The sequence below is a fragment of the Phaeovulum vinaykumarii genome (assembly GCF_900156695.1).
GTDB lineage: Bacteria > Pseudomonadota > Alphaproteobacteria > Rhodobacterales > Rhodobacteraceae > Bieblia_A > Bieblia_A vinaykumarii.
The window spans coordinates 205,764-221,318 of the sequence record NZ_FTOM01000004.1; the positions used below are offsets into that span (position 1 = coordinate 205,764).

At 69.2% G+C, this 15,555-nt stretch carries 13 protein-coding genes and 1 tRNA gene; 10 read left to right on the forward strand and 4 right to left on the reverse strand.

Going from position 1 to position 15,555, the window contains the following annotated elements; translation table 11 throughout:
* Nucleotides 1-12: 12 nt before the first annotated feature.
* From BW949_RS10480 to purF, 8 genes are all read left to right on the forward strand, one after another.
* Complete coding sequence (locus BW949_RS10480) at nucleotides 13-1,068, forward strand: glycosyltransferase family 2 protein (RefSeq protein WP_076365833.1); 1,056 nt, start codon at nucleotides 13-15, stop codon at nucleotides 1,066-1,068.
* 191 nt (nucleotides 1,069-1,259) lie between these two features.
* Nucleotides 1,260-2,309, forward strand: a complete 1,050-nt coding sequence (gene alr / locus BW949_RS10485) for an alanine racemase (RefSeq protein ID WP_076365835.1) — start codon at nucleotides 1,260-1,262, stop codon at nucleotides 2,307-2,309.
* Nucleotides 2,310-2,325: 16 nt separating this feature from the next.
* Nucleotides 2,326-3,108, forward strand: coding sequence for an MlaE family ABC transporter permease (locus BW949_RS10490; RefSeq protein ID WP_076365837.1), 783 nt, complete (start codon nucleotides 2,326-2,328; stop codon nucleotides 3,106-3,108).
* The gene (locus tag BW949_RS10495) at nucleotides 3,105-3,851 is read left to right on the forward strand and encodes an ABC transporter ATP-binding protein (protein ID WP_076365839.1); all 747 of its coding nucleotides are present in this window, start codon (nucleotides 3,105-3,107) and stop codon (nucleotides 3,849-3,851) included. Before BW949_RS10490 ends, BW949_RS10495 begins: the two co-directional genes overlap by 4 nt.
* Before the next feature lie 5 nt (nucleotides 3,852-3,856).
* Nucleotides 3,857-4,285: a paraquat-inducible protein A gene (locus BW949_RS10500; protein WP_076365841.1), complete on the forward strand. Its 429-nt coding sequence runs from the start codon at nucleotides 3,857-3,859 to the stop codon at nucleotides 4,283-4,285.
* Nucleotides 4,286-4,349: 64 nt separating this feature from the next.
* Entirely contained in the window at nucleotides 4,350-5,753 is a 1,404-nt protein-coding gene (gene radA / locus BW949_RS10505) for a DNA repair protein RadA (protein ID WP_076365843.1), read from the forward strand.
* Between the two features lie 26 nt (nucleotides 5,754-5,779).
* On the forward strand, nucleotides 5,780-6,343 hold the full coding sequence (locus BW949_RS10510) for a CvpA family protein (RefSeq protein WP_076365845.1): 564 nt from the start codon (nucleotides 5,780-5,782) through the stop codon (nucleotides 6,341-6,343).
* Between the two features lie 156 nt (nucleotides 6,344-6,499).
* The gene (gene purF, locus BW949_RS10515; RefSeq protein WP_076365847.1) at nucleotides 6,500-7,972 is read left to right on the forward strand and encodes an amidophosphoribosyltransferase; all 1,473 of its coding nucleotides are present in this window, start codon (nucleotides 6,500-6,502) and stop codon (nucleotides 7,970-7,972) included.
* A gap of 304 nt (nucleotides 7,973-8,276) precedes the next feature.
* Here purF and BW949_RS10520 read toward each other — a convergent pair whose 3' ends face one another.
* The 3 genes from BW949_RS10520 to BW949_RS10530 form a co-directional block, all read right to left on the reverse strand.
* Complete coding sequence (locus BW949_RS10520; RefSeq protein ID WP_076365849.1) at nucleotides 8,277-8,708, reverse strand: cell division protein ZapA; 432 nt, start codon at nucleotides 8,706-8,708, stop codon at nucleotides 8,277-8,279.
* Nucleotides 8,701-10,590, reverse strand: a complete 1,890-nt coding sequence (locus tag BW949_RS10525) for a hypothetical protein (RefSeq protein WP_076365851.1) — start codon at nucleotides 10,588-10,590, stop codon at nucleotides 8,701-8,703. Before BW949_RS10525 ends, BW949_RS10520 begins: the two co-directional genes overlap by 8 nt.
* A 241-nt stretch (nucleotides 10,591-10,831) precedes the next feature.
* Nucleotides 10,832-11,596 (reverse strand): DUF1223 domain-containing protein, encoded by a 765-nt coding sequence (locus BW949_RS10530; RefSeq protein WP_083947716.1) that lies wholly within the window; start codon nucleotides 11,594-11,596, stop codon nucleotides 10,832-10,834.
* Between the two features lie 339 nt (nucleotides 11,597-11,935).
* Here BW949_RS10530 and acnA point away from each other — a divergent pair, with 339 nt between their 5' ends.
* Complete coding sequence (gene acnA, locus BW949_RS10535) at nucleotides 11,936-14,626, forward strand: aconitate hydratase AcnA (RefSeq protein WP_076365853.1); 2,691 nt, start codon at nucleotides 11,936-11,938, stop codon at nucleotides 14,624-14,626.
* 178 nt (nucleotides 14,627-14,804) lie between these two features.
* Nucleotides 14,805-14,880 (forward strand) — tRNA-Thr (locus BW949_RS10540).
* Between the two features lie 115 nt (nucleotides 14,881-14,995).
* Here the strand turns inward: BW949_RS10540 and BW949_RS10545 are convergent.
* Entirely contained in the window at nucleotides 14,996-15,451 is a 456-nt protein-coding gene (locus tag BW949_RS10545) for a hypothetical protein (protein WP_210187217.1), read from the reverse strand.
* Nucleotides 15,452-15,555: the final 104 nt, after the last annotated feature.

Here is a 15,555-nt window from a genome sequence, read left to right on the forward strand (position 1 = left end):
CGAGACGGACAGGTGAAGTTTACTCTGGTTGCGACGGCAAAGGACGAAGGCCCCTATCTGTTCGAATGGGTCGCCTGGCATCGGATGATCGGCTTTGACGACATCATCCTTTTCCAGAACGATTCGAGCGACGGCACGCATGAGATCCTGACCGAGATGCAGGCGGCGGGTCTGGTCCGCTATCGCTACAATCGCGCCCCGCGCGGCAAGCACCAGATCCGCGCCTATACCCGCGCCACCAGGCAGCCCGAATACCAGGCCGCCGATTACGTCATGGCGCTCGATCTCGACGAATTCCTGGTGGTGCATGTAGGCGCCGGCAATGTCCGCGATTTCGTCGCCGCCGCACCCGACTTCGATTACGCCATGCTGAACTGGCGCCAGTTCGGCAGCAGCGGCCATGCCCGCACCCCCGAGGGGCTGGTGACCGAGAATTTCATCATGAGCGAGTATAACGACACGATCAAACACCATTGCATGCCGTTCAAGTCGCTGTTCCGGCGGGATCGGTTCGAACGGCCCGGCGTCCACATCCCGCTGTCCGCACCCGGTCAGCCCGCGCCGCGCCGGGTGAACGGCTCGGGCCTGCGCGAAGGCGAATGCGAGGTGCGCAACTTCCAGGTCGACGATCCCCAGGGCCGCCGTCTGGCGCAGGTCAACCATTACATCGTCAAGGACGCCGAAAGCTTCGTTCTGAAGAACGCCAAGGGCAGCGCGCATCAGGCCAACCGCGCCATCGACCGCGATTATTGGTGCAAGCGCAACAAGAACCAATGCCTTGACCGCAGTCTGGCGCGGCGGGCGGGCAAGCTGCGCGCGGCCATGGCGCGGATGGACGCCGAGACCGGCGGCCGGCTGTCGGCCCTGACCGCCGAGGCCCGCGCCCATCACCGCGCCCGCTTCGCCGCGCTGATGACCACGCCCGACGCCCGCGCCCTGTTCGAATTCTGCCGTGACCGGCCGCAGCTGAAGGGCCCCGAACGGCTGAGCCTGTTTGCGCCGCGCAAGACCGATCCGCAGGCGGCGCCCGCCGCCCGCCCCGACGCGCACGCGCAGCCCGCCGTCTGAGCGCCCCGCCCCCAGTCCGCCCCCCCCCCTGTCCGCCCCCCCTGTCCGGCGCTGCGTGAGCGCCGCGCGCGGGCCGGAACGGCGGATCGCCACCGAAAGGGCGCGCTTTGGGCTTGACCTCGGGCCGGGGGGTGGCACAACCAGACCGCAGATCCCCCCGGAATCCCCCCCCCCAGCGGAAAGTCTCGCCCATGAGCAGCCCCCTTCTGAGCATCGACCTTGACGCCATCGTCGAGAACTGGCGCGTGCTGGATGCGCGTTCCGGCGCCGGCACCCAGAGCGCCGCTGTGGTCAAGGCCGACGCCTATGGTCTGGGCGCCGACCGGGTGGCACCGGCATTGCACCGGGCGGGCGCGCGCACCTTCTTCGTGGCGCTGACCGAGGAAGGCGCCCGGCTGCGCCCGCTTCTTGGCCCCGAGGTCGAGATCTGCGTCCTGTCGGGCCACATGGAGGGCGACGCCCCCCTGATCGAGGCCCATGCGCTGACGCCGATGCTGAATTCGCTCGATCAGGTGACGCGGCATTTCGAGACCCTGCCCGGCGCGCCCTTCGGCATCCAGCTCGACACCGGCATGAACCGGCTGGGCATGGAGATGCCCGAATGGGAGGCCGTCGCGGGCGTGGTGCTGAACGCGGGCCCGCGCCTTCTGATGAGCCATCTGGCCTGCGCCGATGAGCCCGGCCACCCCGCCAATGCCGCCCAGCTGGCCGAGTTCCACCGCATGACCGACGGCACCGGCGTCGCGCGGTCGCTCTCGGCGACGGGGGGCATCCTGCTGGGGCGCGACTATCATTTCGACATCACCCGCCCCGGCATCGGCCTTTATGGCTGTGCGCCCTTCACCGATGCCCGCCCGGTCGTGCGCCTCAGCCTGCCGGTGATCCAGTCGCGCGGCGTCGCCGCCGGCGAGTCGGTGGGCTATGGCTATACTTGGACTGCGCCCCATGACAGCGTGGTGGCCACGGTGGCGGCGGGCTATGCCGACGGGGTGCACCGGCGGTTGGCGGGCAAGGGGCGGCTCTGGGCGGGCGACACGCCCTGTCCGATCCTGGGCCGGGTGTCGATGGATCTGATCACCGTCGATATCAGCCATCTTGAACACGAACCCGCCACGCTGGACCTCTTGGGTCCGGCGCAAGGGGCCGATGCGGTGGCCGACCAGATCGGCACCATCGGCTATGAGGTGCTGACCGCGCTGGGGCCGCGCTATCGGCGCCAGTATATCGGCGGCGCGGATTGAGAGGGGGCGGACCGGCATGATCGTCACCACCGCCCTTGCCCGACTGGGGGCCGCGACCTTGGGTCTTCTGGCCGCGACGGGGCGGCTGACGCGCTTTGCCGGCGCGACGCTGGTCCATACCGTCACGCCGCCCTTCTACCCGCGCGAATTCCTGCATGCCTGCATGCAGATCGGGTGGCTGTCGTTGCCGGTGGTGGGGCTGACGGCGCTGTTCACGGGGGCGGCGCTGGCGCTTCAGATCTATGCCGGGGGGGCGCGGTTCTCGGCGGAATCCGTCGTGCCCTCGATCGTGGCCATCGGCATGGCGCGCGAGCTGGGGCCGGTCCTGGGCGGGCTGATGGTGGCCGCGCGCGTGGCCAGTTCCATCGCCGCCGAGATCGGCACGATGAAGGTCACCGAACAGATCGACGCGCTGGTCACCCTGTCCACCAACCCGATGAAATACCTGACCGTGCCGCGGGTTCTGGCGGCCACGCTGACGGTGCCGCTGCTGGTCGGCATCGGCGATGTGATCGGCATCATGGGCGGCTGGCTTGTCGGGGTGAACCGGCTCGATTTCAACTCGGCCACCTATCTCAAGAACACATTCGACTATCTCGAACCCTGGGACGTGGGCTCGGGCCTGGTGAAGGGCGCGGCCTTCGGCTTCATCGTGGCGCTGATGGGGGCCTATCACGGCATGACCTCGGCGCGCGGTGCCCAGGGCGTGGGCCGGGCCACCAAATCGGCGGTGGTGGCGGCCTCGGTGGCGATCCTGGCGTGCAACTACATCCTGACGGAGGTGTTCTTCTCGGCATGATCGGGCTTTCGGGGATCGAAAAGGCCTTCGGGCCCAAGAAGGTGCTGCGCGGCGTCGACCTGTCGGTCGCGCGCGGCGAGAGCCTGGTGATCATCGGCGGCTCGGGGACGGGCAAGTCGGTGCTGCTGAAATGCATCCTGGGGCTCGTGCGTCCCGATGCCGGGCGCATCACCTTCGACGGCGCCGATGTGACGGGGCGGCGCTCGGACGCGTTCCTGGCGCAGTTCGGGATGCTGTTTCAGGGGGCGGCGCTCTTCGATTCGATGCCGGTCTGGCAGAACGTGGCCTTCCGGCTGTTGCGCGGGCCGGGGCGGCGCCCGCATGCAGAGGCGCGCGAGATCGCCGTCGAGAAGCTGCGCCGCGTGGGCCTGGGCCCCGAGGTCGCCGACCTTTTCCCGGCCGAGCTGTCGGGCGGCATGCAAAAGCGCGTGGGCCTGGCCCGCGCCATCGCCGCCGAGCCGCGGGTGATCTTCTTCGACGAGCCCACGACCGGGCTCGACCCGATCATGGCCGGGGTCATCAACGACCTGATCCGCGATCTGGTCACCGAGATGGGCGCGACCGCCATCACCATCACGCATGACATGTCCTCGGTGCGCGCCATCGCCGACCGGGTGGCCATGCTGCATGACGGCAAGCTGCGCTGGGAAGGCAGCGTGGCGCAGATGGACAGCACCGACGACCCCTATGTCGCGCAATTCATCCACGGCCGCGCCGAAGGCCCGATCGCGGCGATCCGCTAGGGGCCATGCGCTGGCTCAACCTGGCCCTGCTGGTCGCCTTTCCCGTCGCCTGGTTTGCGCCGCTCCTGCGCGCGGGGCTGCTGCCCTTCTTCGATCTGGACGAGATCTCGGTCGTCTCGGGGCTTCAGAGCCTGTGGGAAAAGGATGTGGGGCTGGCGCTGCTGGTCACCTTCCTGGCGCTGTTTGCGCCCTACATGAAGACGCTGGGGCTGGCGCTGGTGCAATTCCATCTGGCCTCGCCGCGGCTTCTGGGGGCGCTGCATCTGCTGGGCCGGCTGGCGATGGCCGATGTGTTCCTGATCGCGCTTTACATCGTGCTGGCCAAGGGCGTGGGGCTGGGCCGGATCGAGACCGGCTGGGGGCTCTATCTCTTCACCGGCTGCATCCTGCTGTCTCTGGTGATCTCGGCGCTCGAGGAGGCGCGGCGGCGCTGACGCTGCCGCCCATCACGCCCGAAGGACGGCTTGCGGGCAACGGGGGCTTGGGGCAGGAAGGGGCATGGCAAAACCCGTGACCCAATTCGTCTGCGCCGAATGCGGCGCGCTTCACCGCAAATGGGCGGGGCGCTGCGAGGCCTGCGGCGCGTGGAACACCCTTCAGGAGGAAAAGCCGCTGGCGACCGGCCCGGCCGGGCGCGCGCTGGGGGCGGCACGGGGCGCGCAGGTGGCGCTGTCGGGCCTGGCCGGCACCGATGCCGAGGAGCCGCGCACGCTGTCGGGCCTGGCCGAGCTGGACCGAGTGCTGGGCGGCGGGCTGGTCGCGGGATCGGCGATCCTGGTCGGCGGTGATCCCGGCATCGGCAAGTCCACGCTGCTGTTGCAGGCGGCCGCGGCCTTTGCCAGCCGCGGGCTCGACGCGATCTATATCTCGGGCGAAGAGGCCAGCCGCCAGGTCCGCATGCGCGCGCGCCGGCTGGGCCTGTCGCAAGCGCCGGTGCGGCTGGGCGCGGAAACGGCGCTGCGCAACGTTCTGGGCACGCTCGAGGCCGAGCGCCCGCAGCTGGTGGTGATCGATTCGATCCAGACGCTGTGGTCGGACATGATCGAGGCCGCGCCCGGCTCGGTCAGCCAGGTGCGCGCCGTCGCCCACGAGCTGGTGCGCTTTGCCAAGGAACGCGGCGCGGCGGTGGTCCTGGTCGGCCATGTCACCAAGGAAGGCCAGATCGCCGGCCCGCGCGTGGTCGAGCACATGGTCGACACCGTGCTCTATTTCGAGGGCGAGCGCGGCCATCAGTTCCGCATCCTGCGCGCGGTCAAGAACCGCTTCGGCCCCGCCGACGAGATCGGCGTCTTCGAGATGACCGGCGCGGGGCTGGCCGAGGTCTCGAACCCCTCGGCGCTGTTTCTGTCGCAGCGCGGCCAGCGCGTGCCGGGATCGGCGGTCTTTGCCGGGATCGAGGGCACCCGCCCCGTCCTGACGGAAATCCAGGCGCTGGTTGCGCCCTCGTCGCTGGGCAGCCCGCGGCGCACGGTGGTCGGGCTCGATGCCGGACGCGTCTCGACGATCCTGGCCGTTCTCGAGGCGCGCGCGGGCATCGCCTTTGCCGGGCTTGATGTCTTTCTCAATGTCGCGGGCGGGCTCAAGGTGATGGAACCGGCCGCCGATCTGGCCATCGCCGCGGCGCTGGTTTCCGCCCGCGAGGACAGCGCCCTGCCCCCCGATGCGGTCATTTTCGGAGAGATTTCCCTATCTGGCGCGCTTCGGGCGGTGGGACAGGCCGAAAACCGGTTGAAAGAAGCCGGAAAACTTGGTTTTTCACGGGCGTTCGGCCCGGCGCCGCCGCGGCGCGGCGGTCCGGACGGCAAGGCGGCGGAGGCACGGACCGCAGCGGGGGGCGCGATCGCACTGGAAAGCCCGCCGGATCTGCCCAGCTTCGTCGCGCAGGTGTTCGGGCCCCGCTAGCAAGGGTCGGTTACGGGAAGAGGATCATGGACGGCTTCACCATCATCGACGCCATCGTGGCGGCCATCATCCTGCTGTCGGCCATCCTGGCCTACAGCCGGGGTTTCGTGCGCGAGGCGCTGTCGATCGCAGGCTGGATCGCGGCGGCGGTCCTGGCCTATGTCTTTGCCGATGCCGCGCGGCCCATGATCGCGCAGATCCCGATCCTGGACCGCTTCCTGGGCGACAGCTGCGAGCTGGCCACGATTGCGGGCTTCACCGGGGTCTTCGCGCTGGCGCTGGCGGTGTTCTCGATCCTGACGCCGCTGTTTTCGTCGGTGGTGCAGGGCTCGGCGCTGGGCGGCATCGACCAGGGGATGGGCTTCTTCTTCGGCGTGTTGCGCGGGATCGTGATCGTGGCAGTGGCCTTCGTGGTCTATGACCGGCTTGTCACCGCCGATGCCTTTCCGGTGGTCGATCAGTCGCGCGCGGCCAAGGTCTTCTCGCATCTGTCGGGCAACATGGATGACAGCATCCCCGACGATGCGCCCGGCTGGATCGTGGAACGCTATGAACAGCTGGTCGGCAATTGCCCCGCGCCGGGCAACTGAGGACCGCCGCCGCGGGGGCCCATGCCGCCCCTGCGACAGGAACGGCGTGACATTGGCGTGACAAAGACCGGCAGGGGGGCGTGACAGCCCCCCTTTTTGGGTTTAATGGGGGCGCCATATCCCCCCTTTCCCATCCGAGCTTCGCGGAGTTTCGTCATGCCCCTGCCCGGCCTCCCCTTCGATCCGCTCACCGATGGCGACACGCTCCACGAGGAATGCGGCGTCTTCGGCGTGACCGGCGTGGCCGAGGCCGCGAATTTCGTGGCACTGGGCCTGCATGCGCTTCAGCACCGCGGCCAGGAGGCCGGCGGCATCGTCGCCTATGACGCCGCCGACGGATTCAACTCGGTCCGCCGCTTCGGCTATGTGCGCGACAATTTCACCAAGGCCAGCCTGATGGAGACCCTGCCCGGGTCGCTGGCCATCGGGCATGTGCGCTATTCGACCGCCGGCTCCAAGGGCCATACCGCGCTGCGCGACGTGCAGCCCTTCTTCGGCGAATTCTCGATGGGCGGCTGTGCCATCGCGCATAACGGCAACCTGACCAATGCCGCCGCCCTGCGCCGCGAGCTGATCGAGCACGGCTCGATCTTCCAATCCAGCTCGGACAGCGAATGCATCATCCATCTGATGGCGCGCTCGATCCAGAAGAACCTGTCCGAACGCATCAAGGACGCGCTGCGCCGGGTCGAGGGCGCCTTTTCCGTGGTGGCGATGACGCGCACCAAGCTGATCGGCGTGCGCGATGCGCTGGGGGTGCGGCCGCTGGTGCTGGGGCGGATCGGCGACAAGGGCTATGTGCTGTCCTCCGAGACCTGCGGGCTCGACATCATCGGCGCGGAATTCGTCCGCGAGATCGAGCCGGGCGAGATGGTCGTGATTTCGGACGGCAAGGTCGAGAGCACCCGTCCCTTCGGCAATTCCAAGGGCCGCTTCTGCGTCTTCGAACATGTCTATTTCTCGCGCCCCGACAGCATCATCGGCGGCCGCTCGGTCTATGAGACGCGCTATCAGATCGGGCGCGAACTGGCCGCGGAAAGCCCGGTCGAGGCCGATCTGGTCTGCCCGGTGCCCGACAGCGGCACGCCCGCGGCGGTGGGCTATTCGCATGCCTCGGGCATTCCCTTCGCCTTCGGCATCGTGCGCAACCAATATGTCGGGCGGACCTTCATCGAGCCCACCGACCAGATCCGCAACATGGGCGTGCGCCTCAAGCTCAACGTCAACCGCGCGCTGATCCGCGGCAAGCGGGTGATCCTGGTCGACGACAGCGTGGTGCGCGGCACCACCTCGAAGAAGATCAAGGACATGATCCTTGATGCCGGCGCCGCCGAGGTGCATTTCCGCATCGCCTCGCCGCCCACGGCCTGGCCGTGCTTCTATGGCGTCGACACCCCCGACCGCGACAAGCTCCTGGCCGCGCGCATGACCGAAGACGAGATGCGCGACTGGATCGGCGTGGACAGCCTGCGGTTTGTCAGCCTCGACGGGCTCTATCGTGCCGCCGGCGAGGCCCGCGGCCGCGATGCCGTCTGCCCGCAATTCTGCGATGCCTGCTTCTCGGGGGAATACCCGGTCGCCCCGTCCGATCAGCTTGACCGCGGCTTCCAGATGAAGGCCGCCGAATAACAGCGCGCCCCCACGGGCCCGAAAGGGGCCCGTCTCTTTCAAGATCTCACCCGGCCCGAAAGGGGGCCGGTCTCTTTCCAGATCCCGGCGGGCCCGAAAGGGGCCCGTCTCCGTCCAGCTTGCGGCGGGCCCAAAAGGGGCCCGCCTCTTTCCAGATCTCGGCCGGGCCCCGAAAGGCGCCCGCCTTTTTTCGCCTCCCGCCACGCCCCCACAGGGGCGCGCCACAAAGGAGCCCCTGCGCGTCCGGGCCCCTGAGATCGCCTGTGCCGCCCGCTCAGATCACGCTGGGTTCAGCTCGGCGGGTTCAGCTCAAGGCCGGGTCCGTCGGCTGGAGGGCCGGTTGGGGGGCCGTTTCGGGGCGCGGCGCGCTGTCGATCTCCTCGGCCAGCGCCTCGGCCCGTGCGGCAATCTCGGCCAGCGTGTCGGCCACGATCGCGGGGATCACCGGCACCTCGACCCGCGCGGGATTGGCCCGCGCCGCCGCCACCGCGGCCTCGGCCCGTTCGGCCCGTTCCTCGGCGGCGCGCAGCCGCTCCTCGAGCGCCTGCGTCTTGTCGGCCAGCATCAACCCCGCCATCAGCAGGAGCCGGGCCTCGGGCATGCGCCCGATCTGGCCCAGCAGCACCTGTGCCTCGGCGTCGAGCATGGCCGCCGCCCCTTGAAGGTAGGCTTCCTCGCCGTCCTGGCAGATCACGTCGAATTCGCGCCCGCCGATGATGATGCGCACCTCAGGCATGGCCGGGCTCCTCTTCGTCTGTGCGGGGCGGACGGCCGGCCGGGCGCGCCGGCGGATCGTCGGCAAACCAGTTCTCGGATGTCAGCGGGTCGTCTTCGGCATCCAGCGGCCGCAGCGTATCGGGCAGATCCGCATCCTCGAGCGGCGCCCAATCGGCCGGCGGCAGGTCCAGCGGCGCCAGCGCATCGGCGGGCTCGGGCTCGGGCTCGGGCTCGGGCTCGGGCTCGGAAAGTGGCGCCAGCGCGTCGCCCTCCGCCAGCGCGTTTTCATCAAAGGCGGGCGGCAGCTCCATCGGCCCCGGCTCGGCAGGCTCAGGCTCGGCAGGCACGGGGTCATGCGGCATGGGGGCCTCGGGGAACTCCGGCGCGGGCTCCGGCATCTCGGGGATGTCGGGTGCCTCGGGCGGCGGCTCCGCGGGCGGCGTTTCCTCGGGGTGCGGCTCTTCGGGGGGCACCGTCTCGGGCGCGGGGTCTGCCGGCGCAGGGTCTTCGAACGGCGGCACCACGGGCGCGGGATCGACCGGATCGGGCGTTTCAACGGGGGGCGGCAGATCCGGGGCCGGGTCGGCAGGCGCCGCAAACGGATCGGGATCAGCGGCCGGGGTCTCGGGCGTGTCGAGGTCCGCCGGCACATCCGCATCCGGCGCCGCAAACTCGGGGTCGGGCATCTCGGGCTCGGGCATCTCGGGTTCGTCGGACATCTCGGGCGCAATGCACTCGGGCGCCGCGCCTTCGGGCGCGGGCAAGTCCGTCTCGGCGGCGGTCAGATCCGGGCCCGGCCCCGCGTCCGGCCCCCCCTCATCCGGCACCGCCGCATCGGCGTCCAAGCCATCGGGCGCGATCTCGTCAGACACCATCTCATCCGCGGCGGCCTCGACGGCCAGCGCCGCTTCGGGCGTTGTCACAGCGCCCTCGGGCAGGGCCTCCGCGCTGTCGGAGGCCGGCGCGCTCAACAGCGCATCGAGACCGGCCAGCACCGCCTCGATCTCGGTCCGCTCGGCCGCACGCGCCGCCCGCAGCGCTTCAAGCTCGGCGCGCAGCGCCCCGTCCACCGCCGCCGGATCGGCCAGCCCCTTCGACAGCGCATTGGTCAGGACGCGATTGGCCTGCATCAGATCGGCATTGGCGCGCACGGCGCGGGCCAGTTCGCGGCCATAGCGTTCCAGATCGCGCGTCACGGCGCTGAGCTGGCGCGTGCGCGATTCGAGCGCCCGGCCCTGCTGCGCCGCATCACTATCCGCAGCAAGATCCGTAACGGGCGCGCCCGCATCGGCCTTGCCGGCGCGTTCCGCGGCCAGCTCGGCCTCAAGCCCGGCCGCCCGTGCCTCGGCCTGCGACAGACGCGTCAGGAAATCGGCCGAGGCGGCGGCGGGCGGCGGCGGTTCGGGGGCGCTCTGCGCGGCCTCAAGTTCGGCCGCCAGTTCCGCAGCGCGGGTTTCAGCCGCGGTGCGGACGGCATCCTGTTCGGCAAGAGCGGCTTCGGCGGCGGCAAGGCGGGCTTCCAGATCGGCCGAGGCCGCCTCGGCCGCCCCCAGACGCGCCGCAAGATCGGCATCGGCGGCGTTCTGCGCCGTTTCAGCCGCTATCCGCGCGGCCTCAAGTTCGGCCGCCAGTTCCGCGGCGCGGGTTTCAGCCGCGGTACGGGCGGCATCCTGTTCGGCAAGAGCGGCTTCGGCGGCGGCAAGGCGCGCTTCCAGATCGGCCGAGGCCGTCTCGGCCGCCCCGAGACGCGCCGCAAGATCGGCCAGCGTCGCCGGATCGGCGCCCTCCTCGACCGCGCTTCCTGCGACAGCCCCGGTGCCGTCCCTGAGGCGGTCCACCCCGTCGGCGATGCGGCTCAGCGCGGTGTTGATGCGTCGTTCAAGCTCGGCGATGTCGCTCATGCGTTCTGCTGCCTCTCTCCCTCGGCCCCTCGTGCGAGGCTCTCGCCGTGCGGACCGCCGCGGCCGGCCCCACGGGCACGATGGCGACGACGAATCGGTGCGGCCGGTTCTTCGCCTCCAGTGTAACGCAAAGCATGTTCGGGCAATACGCTTTCAGCCTCAAGGGCTTGAGGGTTAACGCCCCGCGGGGCGCCAAAGGCCGGTGCGCGACAGCGCGCGCAGGCCCGGCACAGGGCTCGGATCAGTCGACCCGCGCGGCGGCCAGGATCGGCCCCGGCAACGGGCCGTCGGGGGTCTCGCGGGCGGCCTGCACGATCACCACTGCCGGTTCGGGCCCCTTGAGCGCGACATCAAAGGCGCGCGGGCCCTGCCCGTCCCAGGCGCCCAGCGCATTCCAGGCGATCACGACGTTGGAATAATCGAACGAGCGTCCGGCGTTCTCGCCCTGGGGGATATCGACGCGGACATTGGGCAGATAGCGCACAAGCTGCACCACGGTGCCGTCCGGCAAGGGCCCGGCCTCGGCCGAAAGCGCGACATGCAGCGCCTCGCCTTGCCGGCGCACCTGCAAGCGCACCGGCGCGGCCGGATGCGCCGCGGCGGCGGCAATCGCACCTTCCAGCACGGCGGGCGTCACATCGGGCAGGATCGTCGCCCCGGCCACGATCATCTGCGGGGTGAACACCGCGCGCTCGCCGGCGATGCGGGCATAGCCGCGCTGGCGGTCGGTGAAGGCGGATTGGGCGAAGATGTCCGACCAGCCGAGATAATCCCAGTAATCGACATGCAAAGACAGCGCGATGATGTCCCGGCGCGGGGCGATCTCGGCCAGAAGCGCATCGGCCGGCGGACAGGCCGAACATCCCTGCGAGGTGAACAGCTCGACCACGACCGGCGATGCGGCCCCATGGGCCCCCTGCCCGTCTTCGGCGGTCGTCTCGGCGCCGGCATCGCCCGCGACGGCGACCGAACACGCCACGAGTGCCGCGAAGAACGCGCGTTTCATTGGGCCATGCTCCCCTGTTCGCCCGGATAGTGTTAGGTGCCCCCCCGAGGCTTTGCCAATCAAGGTTTTGCGAGTGTGGCGCGCTGACGCAACCCCGCCCGGCGCTGCCGGTATCCGCGCCGCGCCGCCGCCCGGAATGCCGCTCGAATGGGCACCCGCGGGCGCAGCGCTGCCCGTTTGGCGGGCCCGCGCCAGGCGCCCCCCCGGCCTTGCGCCCGCGAATCCGGCTTTTTGTGCACAACGGTATACAAAAAGCGCCCCGCCCTCTTGAACGGTGGACCGGGATGCGGCATAGCCTTTCCCAGCAAGAGCCCTTTTCACCCCCAGGGAGGCCAGACCATGCCGATCGTGACCGGAAAAGACAGCGCCGGCACCCGCCGCACGCTCAAAGCGGGTGGGCGCGAGATTGCCTATTACTCGATCCCGGCGGCCCAGGCCGCAGGCCTTGGCACCTTTGACCGGCTGCCGGCCAGCCTCAAGGTCGTGCTCGAGAACATGCTGCGCTTCGAGGACGACGGCTTCACCGTCTCGACCGACGACATCCGGGCCTTTGGCGAATGGGGCGCCAACGGCGGCAAGAACCCGCGCGAGATCGCCTATCGCCCGGCGCGCGTGCTGATGCAGGATTTCACCGGCGTTCCGGCGGTGGTGGACCTGGCGGCGATGCGCGACGGCATCAAGGCGCTGGGCGGCGACGCCAGAAAGATCAACCCGCTGGTGCCGGTCGATCTGGTCATCGACCATTCGGTGATGATCGACGAATTCGGCACCCCGCGCGCCTTCCAGAAGAACGTGGATCTGGAATATCAGCGCAACATGGAGCGCTATCAGTTCCTGAAATGGGGTCAGGGCGCCTTTGACAACTTCCGCGTGGTGCCGCCCGGAACCGGCATCTGCCACCAGGTGAACCTGGAATATCTGGCCCAGACCGTGTGGACCGACACCGACCAGACCGGGGCCGAGGTCGCCTATCCCGACACGCTGGTGGGCACCGACAGCCACACCACCATGGTCAACGGCCTGGCGGTCCTGGGCTGGGGTGTGGGCGGCATCGAGGCCGAGGCCGCGATGCTGGGCCAGCCGGTGTCGATGCTGATCCCCGAGGTCGTGGGCTTCAAGCTGACCGGCGCCATGGTCGAGGGCACCACCGCCACCGACCTCGTGCTCAAGGTCGTGCAGATGCTGCGCCAGAAGGGCGTGGTCGGCAAGTTCGTCGAATTCTGGGGCGACGGGCTCGACAACCTGCCGCTGGCCGACCGGGCGACCATCGCCAACATGGCCCCCGAATACGGCGCCACCTGCGGCTTCTTCCCGATCGACGACGAGACCCTGCGCTATCTGCGCCAGACCGGCCGCGACGAGGACCGCGTGGCGCTGGTCGAAGCCTATGCCAAGGAAAACGGCATGTGGCGCGGGCCCGATTACGCGCCGATCTACACCGACACGCTGGAACTGGACATGTCGAGCATCGTGCCGGCGATCTCGGGGCCGAAACGGCCGCAGGATTACCTGCCGCTCTCGGATGCCAAGACCGCCTTCGCGCGCGAGATGGAGACCACCTTCAAGCGCCCGCGCGACAAGCAGGTTCCCGTCGAGGGCGAGGATTACGCCATGTCCTCGGGCAAGGTGGTGATCGCCTCGATCACGTCGTGCACCAACACCTCGAACCCCTATGTGCTGATCGGCGCCGGTCTGGTGGCGCGCAAGGCGCGCGCGCTGGGGCTGGATCGCAAGCCCTGGGTCAAGACCTCGCTCGCGCCCGGCTCGCAGGTCGTGTCGGAATATCTCGAGGCCTCGGGCCTTCAGGAGGATCTCGACGCCATCGGCTTCAACCTCGTGGGCTATGGCTGCACCACCTGCATCGGCAACTCGGGCCCGCTCCAGCCCGAAATCTCGAAGGCCATCGCCGAGGGCGATCTGGTCGCCACCTCGGTGCTGTCGGGCAACCGCAACTTCGAGGGCCGCATCAGCCCCGACGTGCGCGCCAACTACCTGGCCAGCCCGCCGCTGGTCGTGGCCTATGCGCTGGCCGGCGACATGAACATCGACCTGACGACCGAGCCGCTGGGCACCGGCAAGGATGGCCAGCCGGTCTATCTCAAGGACATCTGGCCGACCAACCAGGAGATCGCCGAGCTGGTCGAGGCCACCGTGACCCGCGAGGCCTTCCGCGCGAAATACGCCGACGTGTTCAAGGGCGACGAGAAATGGCAGGCGGTCGAGACCACCACCGGCGAGACCTATGACTGGCCGCCCAGCTCGACCTACATCCAGAACCCGCCCTATTTCCGCGGCATGTCGCAGGAGCCCGGCACGATCTCGAACATCGCCGGCGCGCGCGTTCTGGCGGTGCTGGGCGACATGATCACCACCGACCACATCTCGCCGGCGGGCTCGTTCAAGCCCACCACCCCGGCGGGCAAATACCTGACCGAACGCCAGGTCGCGCCCAAGGACTTCAACAGCTACGGCTCGCGCCGCGGCAACCACGAAGTCATGATGCGCGGCACCTTCGCCAACATCCGCATCCGCAACGAGATGCTCGAGGGCGTCGAGGGCGGCTATACCAAGGGCCCGGATGGCGCCGAGACCTCGATCTACGACGCCTCGATGGCCTATCAGGCCAAGGGCGTGCCGCTGGTGGTGATCGGCGGCAAGGAATACGGCGCGGGCTCGTCGCGCGACTGGGCGGCCAAGGGCACCAACCTGCTGGGCGTCAAGGCCGTGATCGCGGAAAGCTTCGAGCGCATCCACCGCTCGAACCTGGTCGGCATGGGGGTCATCCCGTTCGAATTCACCGGCGGGCAGACCCGCAGCTCGCTGGGCCTGACCGGCGACGAGGTGATCTCGATCGAGGGGCTCGAGGGCGGGCTCAAGCCGCTGTCGATCGTGCCTTGCACGATCACCGCGCCCGATGGCACCACCCGGACGATCGAGTTGAAATGCCGGGTCGATACCGCGGTCGAGGTCGAATATCTCGAGAACGGCGGCGTGCTGCATTACGTGCTGCGCAACCTCGCCCAAAGCTGAGCCGGGCCGCGGGTCTCCGCCCACCCTCGCGTGGCCGGACACCAAGCGCCATGAACCTGAACCGGCCGGGGAGCCTTGCGCCCCCGGCCGTTTCCTTGGCCCCCCTCTCCCCCGCCGCGCAGCGCCGCCAACACCAGTTGCGCGCCCGCCGGCCGCCGTGCTAGAGGCGAGCCGGAAGGCCCCTATAGCTCAGCTGGTAGAGCAGCGGTTTTGTAAACCGAAGGTCGGCGGTTCGATCCCGTCTGGGGGCACCATCCACCGCGCCGAACCCCTGTCACCACTGCGTTTCGCGTGAGGCCCGCGCGGGGCCCGGAGCCGACCGCCATGAGAGCACCGGCAGGGCCGGAACGTGGCGCTCACATGTGACGCTCACATGCCGCGCGCGCCTTGGAAATAGCCGCCCTGCACCCCGGCATAGGGGCTTGCATAGGCCGGCACGGCGGCCACGGGCATCATCGGCACGACATAGGAGCGCGGGACGGTGCGGCCCGGATCGGGCAGGCAAAGGAACAGATGGCCATAGGTCGTCTCGAGGTTCTCGGGCGCGTAAACCTTGCGAGAGGATGCGTATTCCGCATAGGCTCCGCGGGCGGAACAGATCCGCGACGCCTCCGAGACGACATCGGCAGACGGCTTTCGTCCCGGAGATTGAACCGTGACGCTGTCACCATTGTAATCGGTGACCACGGCGGTCGGAACGCAGGCGGGCAGACACAGGAAAAGAGCAATGTGAACAAGCTTCATGGAGAGCTCCGAATTCTTCTGCAATATCCAGACCAGAAATGCGGCGAAAACGTCAGGAATAGGGCAGGTTTGCGAAAACATGCCGCGCATTCCCCTTGAAAGCCCCCCCTCGTGACGCTGCCTTCCAACCTCGGTCATTCGCGGCCCGGACGCCGCGTCATTGCCCCGGTTTCACACCGGACATA

Excerpts from the sequence above, each read along its gene's own strand:
- BW949_RS10520 (WP_076365849.1), bottom strand. The coding sequence starts at position 8,708 with ATGCCTGAGGTGCGCATCATCATCGGCGGGCGCGAATTCGACGTGATC.
- BW949_RS10490 (WP_076365837.1), top strand. The coding sequence starts at position 2,326 with ATGATCGTCACCACCGCCCTTGCCCGACTGGGGGCCGCGACCTTGGGT.
- BW949_RS10530 (WP_083947716.1), bottom strand. The coding sequence starts at position 11,596 with ATGAAACGCGCGTTCTTCGCGGCACTCGTGGCGTGTTCGGTCGCCGTC.
- BW949_RS10495 (WP_076365839.1), top strand. The coding sequence starts at position 3,105 with ATGATCGGGCTTTCGGGGATCGAAAAGGCCTTCGGGCCCAAGAAGGTG.
- BW949_RS10525 (WP_076365851.1), bottom strand. The coding sequence starts at position 10,590 with ATGAGCGACATCGCCGAGCTTGAACGACGCATCAACACCGCGCTGAGC.
- BW949_RS10500 (WP_076365841.1), top strand. The coding sequence starts at position 3,857 with ATGCGCTGGCTCAACCTGGCCCTGCTGGTCGCCTTTCCCGTCGCCTGG.
- alr (WP_076365835.1), top strand. The coding sequence starts at position 1,260 with ATGAGCAGCCCCCTTCTGAGCATCGACCTTGACGCCATCGTCGAGAAC.
- radA (WP_076365843.1), top strand. The coding sequence starts at position 4,350 with ATGGCAAAACCCGTGACCCAATTCGTCTGCGCCGAATGCGGCGCGCTT.
- BW949_RS10545 (WP_210187217.1), bottom strand. The coding sequence starts at position 15,451 with ATGTTTTCGCAAACCTGCCCTATTCCTGACGTTTTCGCCGCATTTCTG.
- BW949_RS10510 (WP_076365845.1), top strand. The coding sequence starts at position 5,780 with ATGGACGGCTTCACCATCATCGACGCCATCGTGGCGGCCATCATCCTG.
- purF (WP_076365847.1), top strand. The coding sequence starts at position 6,500 with ATGCCCCTGCCCGGCCTCCCCTTCGATCCGCTCACCGATGGCGACACG.
- acnA (WP_076365853.1), top strand. The coding sequence starts at position 11,936 with ATGCCGATCGTGACCGGAAAAGACAGCGCCGGCACCCGCCGCACGCTC.